At 61.0% G+C, this 12,710-nt stretch carries 12 protein-coding genes; 4 read left to right on the plus strand and 8 right to left on the minus strand.

Annotation, left to right across the window (positions count from 1 at the left end):
* Positions 1-12: 12 nt before the first annotated feature.
* Positions 13-837 (minus strand): tRNA 2-thiocytidine(32) synthetase TtcA, encoded by an 825-nt coding sequence (gene ttcA, locus KHO49_RS21875; RefSeq protein WP_110651466.1) that lies wholly within the window; start codon positions 835-837, stop codon positions 13-15.
* A gap of 293 nt (positions 838-1,130) precedes the next feature.
* Here ttcA and KHO49_RS21880 point away from each other — a divergent pair, with 293 nt between their 5' ends.
* Together KHO49_RS21880 and KHO49_RS21885 are read left to right on the plus strand one after the other, a co-directional pair.
* On the plus strand, positions 1,131-1,733 hold the full coding sequence (locus KHO49_RS21880) for a Yip1 family protein (protein WP_102860723.1): 603 nt from the start codon (positions 1,131-1,133) through the stop codon (positions 1,731-1,733).
* A gap of 149 nt (positions 1,734-1,882) precedes the next feature.
* Positions 1,883-2,377, plus strand: a complete 495-nt coding sequence (locus KHO49_RS21885) for a SprT family zinc-dependent metalloprotease (RefSeq protein WP_102880572.1) — start codon at positions 1,883-1,885, stop codon at positions 2,375-2,377.
* Between the two features lie 33 nt (positions 2,378-2,410).
* On the opposite strand, the gene KHO49_RS21890 is transcribed toward KHO49_RS21885, so the two are convergent.
* Together KHO49_RS21890 and KHO49_RS21895 are read right to left on the minus strand one after the other, a co-directional pair.
* The gene (locus KHO49_RS21890; RefSeq protein ID WP_213665817.1) at positions 2,411-3,592 is read right to left on the minus strand and encodes a CaiB/BaiF CoA transferase family protein; all 1,182 of its coding nucleotides are present in this window, start codon (positions 3,590-3,592) and stop codon (positions 2,411-2,413) included.
* A gap of 147 nt (positions 3,593-3,739) precedes the next feature.
* Complete coding sequence (locus KHO49_RS21895) at positions 3,740-5,071, minus strand: dicarboxylate/amino acid:cation symporter (protein WP_102880574.1); 1,332 nt, start codon at positions 5,069-5,071, stop codon at positions 3,740-3,742.
* A 333-nt stretch (positions 5,072-5,404) separates the two neighbouring features.
* Between KHO49_RS21895 and KHO49_RS21900 the strand changes: the two genes are divergently transcribed.
* Positions 5,405-6,403: an AraC family transcriptional regulator gene (locus tag KHO49_RS21900; RefSeq protein WP_213665818.1), complete on the plus strand. Its 999-nt coding sequence runs from the start codon at positions 5,405-5,407 to the stop codon at positions 6,401-6,403.
* Positions 6,404-6,415: 12 nt separating this feature from the next.
* On the opposite strand, the gene KHO49_RS21905 is transcribed toward KHO49_RS21900, so the two are convergent.
* The 3 genes from KHO49_RS21905 to KHO49_RS21915 form a co-directional block, all read right to left on the minus strand.
* Positions 6,416-7,762, minus strand: coding sequence for an ATP-binding protein (locus tag KHO49_RS21905; RefSeq protein WP_102880576.1), 1,347 nt, complete (start codon positions 7,760-7,762; stop codon positions 6,416-6,418).
* A complete protein-coding gene (locus KHO49_RS21910; protein ID WP_102880577.1) occupies positions 7,759-8,436 on the minus strand; it encodes a response regulator in 678 nt (225 codons plus the stop codon). Before KHO49_RS21910 ends, KHO49_RS21905 begins: the two co-directional genes overlap by 4 nt.
* 119 nt (positions 8,437-8,555) lie before the next feature.
* Complete coding sequence (locus tag KHO49_RS21915) at positions 8,556-9,158, minus strand: hypothetical protein (protein WP_102860716.1); 603 nt, start codon at positions 9,156-9,158, stop codon at positions 8,556-8,558.
* 221 nt (positions 9,159-9,379) lie between these two features.
* Here KHO49_RS21915 and KHO49_RS21920 point away from each other — a divergent pair, with 221 nt between their 5' ends.
* Positions 9,380-10,150, plus strand: a complete 771-nt coding sequence (locus KHO49_RS21920; RefSeq protein WP_213665819.1) for a 4'-phosphopantetheinyl transferase family protein — start codon at positions 9,380-9,382, stop codon at positions 10,148-10,150.
* On the opposite strand, the gene KHO49_RS21925 is transcribed toward KHO49_RS21920, so the two are convergent.
* Both KHO49_RS21925 and KHO49_RS21930 read right to left on the minus strand, forming a co-directional pair.
* Entirely contained in the window at positions 10,119-11,729 is a 1,611-nt protein-coding gene (locus tag KHO49_RS21925) for an ATP-binding protein (protein WP_110594736.1), read from the minus strand. The genes KHO49_RS21920 and KHO49_RS21925 overlap by 32 nt on opposite strands.
* Positions 11,726-12,448 (minus strand): response regulator, encoded by a 723-nt coding sequence (locus KHO49_RS21930; RefSeq protein ID WP_102880580.1) that lies wholly within the window; start codon positions 12,446-12,448, stop codon positions 11,726-11,728. The genes KHO49_RS21925 and KHO49_RS21930 overlap by 4 nt, the downstream gene beginning before the upstream one ends.
* Between the last annotated feature and the right edge of the window lie 262 nt (positions 12,449-12,710).

The following is a 12,710-nucleotide window of genomic DNA, read 5'->3' on the forward strand; positions in this document are numbered from 1 at the left end:
AGCGAGTGCGGATCAGAGATTGACCACGTTGACGAAACGCGGCGTGGCGCTGTCGTCAATGCGCAGGCTGGCGAAGTCGAACAGATTGCGATCCGCCAGTTGCGAAGGGATCACGTTCTGCAGGCCGCGGAAAATGCTCTCAGTACGCCCCGGGCTCTTGCGCTCCCAGTCCTGGAGCATCTCCTTGACCACTTGACGCTGCAGGTTCTCCTGGGAACCGCAGAGGTTGCAGGGAATGATCGGGAATTGCTTGAGATCGGAGTAGGCCTGAATGTCCTTCTCGCTGCAGTAGGCCAGCGGGCGGATCACCACATTGCGCCCGTCATCGGCCAGCAGCTTGGGCGGCATGGCCTTGAGCGAACCGTTGTAGAACATGTTGAGGAAGAAGGTCTCGACGATGTCGTCACGATGGTGACCGAGGGCCATCTTGGTGGCGCCGATCTCGTCGGCGAAGGTGTACAGGGTGCCACGACGCAGGCGCGAGCACAGCGAGCAGGTGGTCTTGCCTTCCGGGATCAGCTCCTTGACCACCGAGTAAGTGTCTTTCTCGACGATGTGGTACTCGATCCCCAATTCCTTGAGGTAGGCCGGCAGTACATGCTCGGGAAAACCGGGTTGCTTCTGGTCCATGTTCACCGCGACGATCTCGAACTTGATCGGCGCCACCTTCTGCAGGTGCAACAGCACGTCGAGCATGGTGTAGCTGTCCTTGCCGCCGGACAGGCAGACCATGACCTTGTCGCCCTCTTCGATCATGTTGAAATCGGCGACCGCTTCGCCCGCCAGTCGGCGAAGGCGTTTCTGCAGTTTGTTCTGGTTGACCGTAAGAGTGCCCATGGCGCTTGGAATCCGCGAGGTATGTGACGAAAAGCCGAATATTTTACGCAAAAACCCCGTCCCCTTGAAAGCGTCGAAACGTAGCGCCCCCCGGGGCCGCGCTGACAGACAGGACAGCGATTACCCTGGGGTTTTACAGCGCGATTTGCTCTAAAGGTGCGCACATCTGACGAAAACTCCTCCCTATACTGCGACATAAGGTCGCATGCATATATAGACCTATACTGACTGTGCCACTTGGCTGTAAGCGCTCCGTTGGGGGGCGATGGCAACAATGAAAGGAGTGACTGACCATGATTCATCATGTCGTAGGACTCTTCACCCACCCCGATCAGGAATGGCGAGAAATCCGTGGCGATGCAGAAGAAAGCATCAGCCACATGTACCTGACCCACACGCTGATTCTGGCGGCGATCCCCGCTATCTCAGCCTTTATCGGCACCACCCAGGTCGGCTGGGTCATTGGCAACCGCGCGCCGGTGATGCTGACCATGGAAAGCGCCCTGTGGATGACCATCATGTCTTACCTGGCCATGCTTGGCGGCGTGGCGGTTATGGGTGCTTTCATCCACTGGATGGCCCGGACCTATGACGCCAACCCGAGCCTGGCGCGCTGCGTCGCCTTTGCCACCTACACCGCAACACCGCTGTTCGTCGGCGGCCTGGCGGCGCTGTATCCGCATATGTGGCTGGGGATGATCGTCGGCACGGCGGCGATCTGCTACACGGTGTACCTGCTCTACGTCGGGCTACCGACCTTCATGAACATCCCATCGGACGAAGGATTCCTGTTTTCCAGCTCGGTCCTGGCGGTAGGACTGGTGGTGCTGGTAGCGATCATGGCCTTCACCGTGATTGTCTGGGGCCTGGGCGTCGGCCCCGTGTACACCAACTGACGCCGCACCAATAATAATCCTCCATCTGCCAACACAGGCCGCCGCAAGGCGGCCTTCTTAATGGGCGCTCCTGCGACCATTCGGCGCCTGGGCGATTCGGATTAGCCGCTCTTTGCGGCATACTCAGCCGCTCTGGAGAGCCGTTAAGCATGCCCGAGCAACTCAATACCCGCGTCGAAGACTGTTTCCTACTCGCTGAATCCTTTTTCAAACGTCCTTTCAAACGCCCGGTGGTCAGCCTCAAATTACGAGGCCAGAAAGCCGGCGTTGCCCACTTGCACGAAAACCTGCTGCGCTTCAATCCCCAGCTGTACCGGGAAAACAGCGAAGACTTTCTCAAGCAGACCGTGGCCCACGAAGTCGCGCACCTGATCGCTCATCAGTTGTTTGGCGAACGCATTCAGCCCCACGGTGAGGAGTGGCAACTGATCATGCGTGGGGTGTATGAACTGCCGCCCAATCGTTGCCACACTTATGAAGTCAAACGCCGCAGCGTGACCCGCTACATCTACCGCTGCCCCTGCGCCGAAAGCGATTTTCCGTTTTCGGCGCAACGCCACAAGCTGGTGGCCCAGGGACGTCGCTACCTGTGCCGACGCTGTCGGCACACCCTGGTGTACAGCGGCGAAACCCGGGTCGAGTGATGGCGTCAACGCGCTTCGCCGGCAGGCCGACGCCTAAGCAATGACCTGGCTGCGTCGCAGTTCCTCGATACGTTCAGCGCTGTAGCCAAGCTCCGCCAGCACCTGATCGGAATGGGCGCCCAGCCTGGCGCCGATATGCCGCGGTTCGGGCAAACCGTCGGAGAATTTCAGCGGACATGCCATCTGGGTCTGGAGGCTACCGTCTTCCCGGGGGACCTGGCTCAGCAGTTGCCGAGCCTGCAATTGGGGGTGCTCCACCGCCTCGGCCAGGCTGAGCACTGGTTCGACACAAGCGTCGAGCCCGGCGAACAACTGGCACAGCTCGGCAAAGTCATGTTTCTCGAACTCGATCTGCAAGGCCTGCTTGAGGGCCCTTTGCTGCTCGGGCATGGGAGACAAGCCCTGGACCGCCAGTTCCGGCCGCCCCAGGGCCTGACACAACTGCTGCATGAACACCGGCTCCAGGCTGCCCACCGATAGCCAACGACCATCCCGGCTGCGGTAGTAGTCGTAGAAGCTGCCACCATTGAGCACCTGCTGTTCCATCCCCGGCTCTACCCCGCAGGCCAGGTAACCGGCTCCGGCCATGGCGTTCAGGCTGAACACGCAATCGGTCATGCTGATATCCAGGTGCTGGCCCTGGCCGCTATGCTGCCGGGCGATCACTGCCGCCAGCAGGCCGATCACACCGTGCAGCGAGCCCCCGGCAATATCCGCCGCCTGGATGCCCAGAGGCAGCGGGCCCTGGTCGCGACGCCCGGTCTGGCTGGCCAGCCCGGCCAGGGCCAGGTAGTTGATATCGTGCCCGGCGCGGTCCTTGTAGGGTCCGGTCTGGCCATAACCGGTAATGGAGACGTAGATCAGCCGCGGGTTGATCGCCTTCAAGGCCTCGTACCCCAACCCCAGGCGCTCCATCACGCCCGGGCGAAACTGTTCGAGAACGATGTCGTGGTCCTGCAGCAGTTGCCGGATCACCTCCAGCGCCTCGGGCCGCTTGAGGTCCAGGGCCAGGCTGCGCTTGTTGCGGTTGAGATAGGCGTGACTGGCGGATACACCGTGGTCGTGGGGCGGCAGCACCCGCAGCAGGTCCATGCGGGTTGGCGACTCGATGCGCAGTACCTCGGCCCCCATGTCCGCCAGCAGCAGCGAGGCGAACGGCCCCGGCAACAGGGTGGAGAAATCCAGTACCTTGAGTGACGCCAACGGCCCTTGCATGTGCCCTCTCCTCTTGATCGATTGCTTCAGAGTAGGCAGCCGCGAGCAGCGCAACAATTACCACAACGGTCAGCCGGACTGACCGTTGTGCTCAATCTCCAGGCAATAAAAAACCCGCCGTAGCGGGTTTCTTATATTCAGCAAGACTTACTTGATGCTCGGTGCCGGGCCTTCAGCCACACCCAGATCGTCGGTTTCACGGGTGTCGATGATCGCACGACCACCAGACGCCAGCTCGACCTGCAGTTTGTCTTCATCCAGTTCCTTGACCCACTTGGCAACGACCAGGGTAGCCACGGCGTTGCCCACCAGGTTGGTCAGGGCACGGGCTTCGGACATGAAGCGGTCGATACCCAGAATCAGCGCCAGACCGGCCACCGGCAGGTGACCCACAGCCGACAGGGTGGCGGCCAGAACGATGAAGCCACTGCCAGTCACACCAGCAGCACCTTTGGAGGACAGCAGCAGCACCAGCAGCAGGGTGATCTGGTGAGTGATGTCCATGTGGGTGTCAGTTGCCTGGGCAATGAACACCGCCGCCATGGTCAGGTAGATCGAGGTACCGTCCAGGTTGAAGGAGTAACCGGTAGGAATCACCAGGCCGACCACCGACTTCTTGGCACCCAGGCGCTCCATCTTGATCAGCATGCGTGGCAGGGCCGATTCCGAAGACGAGGTACCCAGCACGATCAGCAGCTCTTCGCGGATATAGCGGATCAGCTTGATCACGCTGAAGCCGTGGGCGCGGCAGATGCCCCCCAGGATCACCAGCACGAATACCACGCAAGTGATGTAGAAGCAGATCATCAACTGGCCCAGTTGCACCAGGGAGCCGACGCCGTAGGCACCGATGGTGAAGGCCATGGCACCCAGCGCACCCAGGGGCGCCAGCTTCATGATCATGTTGATGATGTTGAACATCACGTGGGCGAAGCGGTCGATGAAGTCCAGCACCGGCTTGCCGTAGGCACCCAGGCGATGCAGGGCGAAACCGAAGATCACCGAGAACATCAGCACTTGCAGGATGTCGCCGTTGGCGAAGGCACCCACGATGGTCGACGGGATCACGTTGAGGATAAAGCCGACAATGCTCTGGTCATTGCCCGCAGTCACATAGGCAGCGACTTTTGAAGCATCCAGGGTCGAGGCATCGATGTGCATGCCAGCACCCGGCTGCACCACATTGACCACGATCAGGCCGATCAGCAGGGCAATGGTGGAGACGATTTCGAAGTACAGCAGCGCGTAGCCGCCAGTCTTGCCCACCGATTTCATGTTCTGCATGCCGGCGATACCACTCACCACGGTGCAGAAAATGATCGGCGCAATGACCATCTTGATCAGTTTGATGAACCCATCACCCAGGGGCTTGAGGGCCACGCCGGTCTGAGGATAGAAGTGACCGAGCAGGATGCCGATGGCGATGGCAACGATCACCTGGAAATACAGGGATTTGTACAGTGGCTGACGAGTCGTCATTGCAAAGTTCCTCAAGAGCCCCGGCATACAGCTTCCGTCGATGCATGCGGTGCCTAAAGTGCGAACCCTCCTGCGCTGGAGGGATTTGTTGTGTCGAACTGCGTGCTGGCAGATCTTCCGGCTCTATCGCAAAGCCCGTGCCACCTTGTAAAAAAGCCCTACAGGCCTTTAGACATCAGGGGGACAGGCCGATCTTGGCTTCCACTGCACCCGGCGCCGCTGGCGGATTTCCGCCCATTCGCCGAGTCTCGTCCTACAATTTGGCGGATATCCGCCTTGTTCCCTCATAGGGGGCTGGCTAACATCCGCCACTCAATGGACGGACCAGCCTTCATGCGCGAACGCACCATCGCCAGCCACTTTGCCCGTGCCGCCTTAGGCGGTGCACGTCGTCGCGGCTACGATTACGGGCCGCTTCTGCAGCAGCTGGGCATCAGCCCCGAACTGCTGAGCCAGCCCAAGGCACGCATCGCCCCCGAACAATTCACCAGTTTGCTGCAGCAACTGTGGCTGGCATTGGACGATGAGTACCTGGGCTTCGGCCAGGCCCCCAGCAAACGCGGAACCTTCGCCATGATGTGCCACGCGCTGATCCACTGCCGCACCTTGGAAAAAGCGCTCAATCGCGGTTTGTTGTTTTACAGCCTGTTTGCGCAAGCACCGCGCCTTCGCCTGACGCGTGAAGGGGAAATGGCCCGCCTGAGCCTGGATGATTCTGAGCTATGGGACCCAGAGCACTTTCTTAGCGAAAGCCTGCTGGTGATCTGGCATCGCCTGGGCAGTTGGCTAATCGGCCAGCGCATACGTCTTGAACAAGCCTGCTTCAGCTACCCGAAACCCGAACACGGCGCAGAATACGATTTGCTGTTCCCCTGCCCACTGCTGTTCAGCCAGGAACACAGCAGCCTGTTGTTCCACAGTCGCTACCTGGGCATGCCGCTGCTACAGGATGAACGTACCCTCAAGCATTTCCTCGAGCGTTCCCCCGCCGACCTGCTGTCACGCCCGGACCAGGGCGACAGCCTCAGCAGCCAGTTGCGGCATCTGCTCAGCCGTGACCGGGAGCGCTGGCCCGACCTGGAAAGCGTTGCCCAGCACCTGCACGTCAGCCCGCAGACATTGCGTCGCCATTTGCGCGAAGAAGGTTCGAGCTTTCAGGCACTCAAGGATGAACTGCGCCGTGACATCGCCATCTACCACCTGGGGCGGGCTGACCTGTCATTGCAACAGATCGCCGAGCAATTGGGCTTTTCCGAACCCTCGGCCTTTCATCGGGCATTCAAGAAATGGACTGGCCTGACCCCAGGCGCCTATCGCGCCCGGGAGCAGTAGCCAAAGCGCCCTTTACAGGGCCGGGAAGTGAATCCTGAAGGCCGCACCGCCCAAGGCTGAATCCCCCAGGGTCAACTGCGCGCCATAACTCTCGATGATGTCCTTGACCACAGCCAGGCCTATGCCCTGCCCTGGGTGCTGGCGATCAAGACGCTCGCCACGCTGGAGAATCCGTGCCCGCTGATCAGGTGGCACACCAGGGCCGTCGTCCTCCACGCACAGCTCTGAACCATCCAGAGTCTCGCGCACACTGATGCGTACCGAGCTCAGGCACAGGCGGTAGGCGTTCTCCAGCAGGTTGCCAAGCAATTCCAGCAAGGCCCCGTGCTCGATCGGCACATAGCAGCGCTCGGGCAAATCGAAGGACACGCGCACCTGCTTGTCGCGATAGACCTTGTCCAGTGTGTCGCACAGGCTTTGCAGCACCGGCCGCAGACGCACCTGATGGCGCACCAGGCCACTCTTGCGCAGGCTGGCACGCTGCAACTGGTAGCTGATCTGCTGGCTCATGCGCTCGATCTGCGTCTGCAGGACCCAGGCCTGCTCCCGATCCTGAGGCCGTTGCGCCATGTCCTCGCTGACCCCTTGCAACACCGTCAACGGGGTTTTCAGGCTGTGGGCCAGGTCATCCAGGGAGTCCCGGTAGCGGCTACGCTGCTCGCGCTCGCTTTGCAGCAGGCGGTTCAAGGAGCCGGTCAGGCGCAACAGCTCCCGCGGATGCTCCTCACTGAGGCTTTGGCGGGTACCGCTCTCGATCTGGTCCAATTCCTGGCTCAAGCGTCGCAGGGCCTGCAAACCCCAGGTCAACCCCAGCCAGAGCAATGCCAGCAGCACCAGCAACGCCGCACCAAAGCCCAGATAGAGGTTTTCCCTGACCCCTTCCAGAGTCTGCTGGTACTCACGCACCGGTTGCAGTGCAACGATACTGAAAGCCGCGTTCTTGCCCCCCAACAACTTGATCTCGACGTCGTAGACGAAGAACTCCTGGCCATTGGCTTCACGGATTCTGGCGAACTCGTTACCGCGCCCGTCGTACCGCGGCCGGTAATTGATGTTCTCTTCCTGGGTGGCCCGGGAGCGCCAGACCAGATGCCCCTCTCGGTCATAGATGTAGCCCAGCAAGCGACTGTCGGCGAGATTGAAGCGCTCGTCCGGCAGTTGTGCGGGCATCTGCAGGCGGTTGTTTTCAATCCGCGCCGCCGAAATCAGGGTGGTGACGTCGGAAGCCAGGCGCTGCTCGATGGAGTCCTGCAGCGCCAGGCTGAAGGCCCCCTGCATGGCCGGCAGCAACGCCAGCATGAACAGCACCGCCAGGGTGGTCGCCGCCAGCATCAGCCGCAGCCGCAGCGATCGAATCATCGGCAGCGCTCGTTGAACAGATAGCCCAGGCCGCGCACCGTATCAATCGGCTTGAAGCCCGACGGCCCCTCCAGCTTGCGCCGCAGCCGCCCCACCAGCACCTCGATGACGTTCGGATCACGCTCGTCATCGTCCGGGTACAACTGCTCCATCAGCCGGTCCTTGGCCACCACCTGCTGGTGATGGCGCATCAGGTACTCGAGGATCCGGTATTCGTAGGCGGTCAGGGCCAGGGGTTGATCATCCATGGACGCCTGCTTGCGATTCAGGTCCAGCAGCAAAGGGCCGGCAATGATGGTGGACTGGGTAAAACCGCTGGAACGCCGCAGCAACGCATTGAGCCGTGCATCCAGCTCTTCGAACTGAAACGGCTTGACCACATAGTCGTCGGCACCGGCGGCCAGGCCTTCGACCTTGTCCTGCCAATTGCCGCGGGCGGTGAGGATGAGGATCGGAAACGTCTTGCCACGGGCACGTAACTGACGGATCAGATCCAGTCCGCCCATGCCAGGCAACCCCAGGTCGATCACCGCCAGGTCGTGATTGAACTGCTCGGTCTGATACAACGCCTCCTCGGCGTTCGCCACGGACTCGACCACATGGCCACTGTCGGTGAGGCGGGTTTGCAGGTGATGGCGCAACAGCGCCTCATCTTCGACGACCAGCAACTTCATAACGCTCTCCCAGGCAAAATTCGACATCTCCAAGGGCGCCCCTGCGCCCTGACGATCAATGCGCCAGCGCCGGACCGTGCCCAAGGCACAGTCCGGCGCGGTTCAGGCCAGGCCGCTTATCAGAAAGCGTAGTTGGCCGACAGATAAGTCTGGGCACTGCTGGTAAGGCTCAAGGAACCTTGCTTGCTGCCGCCCCGCTCGCTCATCTCGGTCCCGGCATTGCTGCGCAGGTAACGGTAGCCGAGCTCCACCGAGGTGTTTTGTGAAACCTGCTGCAGGACACCCGCCTGCACTCCCACCGCATAACCGATGTCGCTATCGCGGCTGAAGCCCGGGGATTCCTGGGTCAGCTTGGTCAAGCCGGCGGTAGCACCGCCAAACAGCTTGGTGCTGCTGGTCACCGGCAGGAACATATCGTAACTGCCCAGCAGATTTTGCTGACGCAGTTTAATGCCATTGTGAGAGCCGGAAACGTAATCGTAAGTGGCGTAGTAACGGCCCTGGTCATTCTGTTGACCGAAACGCACACCCCAGGTGTTGTCCTTGCCGATCACACCATCGGCGTTCGGATGCCCGAGATTGCTGTTGAGCTGGCTGGATTTTTTAACCTTGTCGCTGGTCTGGCCGTAGGTCAGGCTGGCGAAGTTACTGTCAGCGGCTTGGACGGCGGCGCTGGCGCCGAGAACGGTAAAGGCCAGGATCAGTTTTTTCAATGAAGTCATAGGAAGTTTCCTTTGCGCTATTGGCTTTTTGGGTACGGGGCTAGAGTAAACAGCCCGCCCTGAACTCCCCCTGAACACACTCTTAACCTCGCCTGAACCAGATCCATCTAGCTGTCTTGAGGCATTTCAACCTGCACAACGCTCTCGCCCAGCTTTCGGAGTCCCCTCTCTGCACCACACACCGCTACCCTCGAACTCTTCAACCCGGCAAACTAGCGGCCATGAATGCACTCCCCCCTCTCCCCGCTTGCTGTACCTCTCTGGATGCCTCCTGGCCCCTGCCGGAGGCCTTGCCCCATACCCTTTGGCTGAGCACTCGGTTCGATCCCGGGCAATTGGCCGCGGATGATTTCCAGCGCAGCGGCATTGAAGCGCCGCCCAGCATCCAGCGCTCGGTGGCCAAGCGCCAGGCCGAATTCCTGGCCGGACGCCTGTGTGCCCGGGCCGCCCTGTGGCAACTGCAGAATGTGGATTGGGTTCCTCCGATCGGTGCCGACCGGGCGCCGATCTGGCCCGAGCATATCTGCGGTTCCATTACCCACGGCACCGGCCGCGCCGCCGCCATCGTCGCCGACAAACAGCACTGGCGAGCCTTGGGAATAGACCTGGAAAAGCTGCTGAGCAATGAGCGCGCGGCCAATCTGGCTGAGCAGATCCTCACGCCGGCGGAACTGCAACGTCGGGACCTGTTGCCCCCCGCGTTGCACGCCCTGGCGGTGACCCTGACCTTCTCGATCAAGGAAAGCCTGTACAAGACCCTGTATCCATTGGTGCACAAAAACTTCTACTTCGAACACGCCGAAGTACTGGAGTGGTCTATAGAGGGTCAGGTCCGAGTGCGCCTACTGACGGACCTGAGCGATGAATGGCACCACGGCAGTGAGCTACAGGGGCAGTTCGTGGTCGAGGACAACCAGTTGCTCAGTCTGATCGCCATCAAGGCCGCCCCGCCGACAATCCTCAGCGGGGCTCCTGCTGTCGGGGCCAGCTGAGGCTGAAGCAGGCACCCCCGAGGCTCTTGCTCTGGCTGATCAGGGCCCGACCGTCGTGCCAGTGGATGATTCGCCGCACGATCGACAGCCCCAGCCCATGACCGCCGGAAGCCCGGGTACGACTGTCATCCAGGCGCAGAAAAGGCGTGAAGATCTTTTCCCAGGCACTTTCCGGCACGCCGGGACCGTCATCCTCCACATCCACCCGACAGCGCAACTGGCCCACCTGATAACTGACAGTGACCTGGGATTCCGCATGGCGCATGGCATTGCTCACCAGATTCTGCAGCGCCCGGTGCAGATAGCGCGGCTCGGCCTCGACCCAGGCCCCGTCGCACTCGGCGTCGGACAGGCACAGCCCACGCTGGACCTTGAGGTTGGCCCGCAAGGGTGCCAGTTCGCTGATCACTTGGTTAATCAGGGCATCCAGGTCGATACGCTGGAAGTTCAAGGCCGGCGAGCCCTGTTCCAGGCGGGCATAGGTGAGCATCTCGTCCACCAGACGATCCAGGTCCTGAATATCGTGATCCATACCATCCAGGTACTTCTGTCGCGCCTGATCGGTACTTGCCGAAGCAATCATCTCCAGACCAAAACGCAACCGAGCCACTGGTGTACGCAACTCATGAGAGACCGCCCGCACCAGTTCGCGCTGGATCGCCAACAAGCGTTGCAAATGCTCGGCCATGCCGTTGAATGCAGCCGCCAGGCGCCCCACCGAATCCACACCACGAGCCGGCACGCGAGTTTCCAGGCTGCCCTTGGCAATTTTCGTGGCTGCCGATTCCAGGCCGCTGAGACGTCGCTCCAGTTGGCGTACCAATAAATAGACGATCAGGCCGATCAAGCTCAGGCCGAGCACGGCAATCAGCACCAGCCATTGCGGCGGATAAGGGTTCATCTGATACAGAGGGCCGATTTCCAGCACCCAGGGCGTCCCCACCAACCCCGCAAATACCCGGATCGAATCACCGCCCTTGCCCAGGGCCATCACCGTATCGCCCTCGGCCACCCGTCGGCGCTGGTCCTCATCCATATCGGCGGCATCCAGGGTGGACAGGTGCATATCGAAACCAAACCCCTTGGCCTTCTTCAATGCCGCCAGGCGCTCAGGCTGCTCCGCCACCGGATACCGTACCAGTTCGTCCGCCAGCAGATAGATGGTTGCCCGGGCCAGTTGCTCGCTGATCTGTTGCACTTCGGCACTGAGCAGCAACTGCTCCTTCTCGCTGACCAGGCGATAGACCCGGGCGGCAAAGGGCCCGATCTGCTCCACCAGCGCCTGCCCGCGCAGCACCCGGCCACGCTGGCTGCTGTCCAGGTCGGTCTGGTTGAAGGTCTTCAGGCTCAGGGGAATCCCCAACAGCCGCTCCCACACGGCCAGGGCGCGGCGACGCTCGATCTCGCTCATGGGCTTGAGGTTATCCGCCATCAGCGAGAAGGTGCCGTGGGCCAGTCGTTCGCGGTACTGCTCGCTGCGCACCTCGTTGAGCAGGTGCAGAGCCAGCACCCCCAGCAGCGCCACCAGGATCAGCGCGGCGCACATGCCGCCATAGATCCGCAGGAAGATGGAGTTCACGAGGGCAAGTCGGCGGCGGCTTCAGGAACGAACAGATAGCCCTTGCTGCGAATGGTCTTGATCAGTCGCGGGTGCTCCGGGTCGTCGCCGATCTTGGGCCGGATGCGCGAGATGCGCACATCGATGGAACGGTCCTGGCCGTCATAACCTATGCCGCGCAGAGCGGTGAAGATCTCCTCACGGGACAGTATCCGCCCCGCATTCACCACCAGCAGCCACAACAGATCGAACTCGGCGCTGGTCAACTCGATGCCGACATCGCTCAGCCAGGCTTCACGCAGGGCGTTGTCCACCACCAGAGGACCAAATTGCAGGCGCCGGGTTTTCTCCTGGGCAGGCTCCGCTGCTTCGCTGCGCCGCAGCAAGGCCTGGATCCGCGCCAGCAACAACCGTGGGCGTACCGGCTTGCAGACGTAGTCATCGGCCCCCAGGTCCAGGCCCATGACCTGATCCATGTCATCGGTACGGGCGGTGAGCATGAGGATTGGCCCGTCATAGCGAGCCCGAACCTTGCGACAGATACTCAGGCCGTCTTCACCGGGCAGCATCAGGTCGAGAATCACCAGGTCTGGCTGCTCGGCAATGATCCTGGCGGCAGCCCGGGCGCCGTTGCCCTCGATGGCCACCTGCAGGCCGTTACTCTCGAGATATTCACGGGTCAACTCAGCCAGACGCTGGTCATCCTCGACAATCAGTACCTGCCAGGCTTCTTGCTCCACGCTCGACCTCTTTTTTATTGCCAGCATTCACTGGAAAGAAAGCACCCGTCTTTTTGTCATGAAAAAGACGGATAACCGGCCATGGAAAACGTCGCCAGCAACTCATGGACCGCGACGGATTGTAGCAACCGGGATCGGCCCCCACACAAGCGACTAAAACGACTCGGTCAGGGGGATTTTTTGTGATAGGGTTCGCGCCCGCAAAAATCCGCCCAAGGCAATTTCAGGCGGTAAAAAACAGTGACAAATGGTTCCATGCACT

It is taken from the genome of Pseudomonas sp. RC4D1 (genome assembly GCF_018390395.1).
Taxonomy (GTDB): domain Bacteria; phylum Pseudomonadota; class Gammaproteobacteria; order Pseudomonadales; family Pseudomonadaceae; genus Aquipseudomonas; species Aquipseudomonas danubii.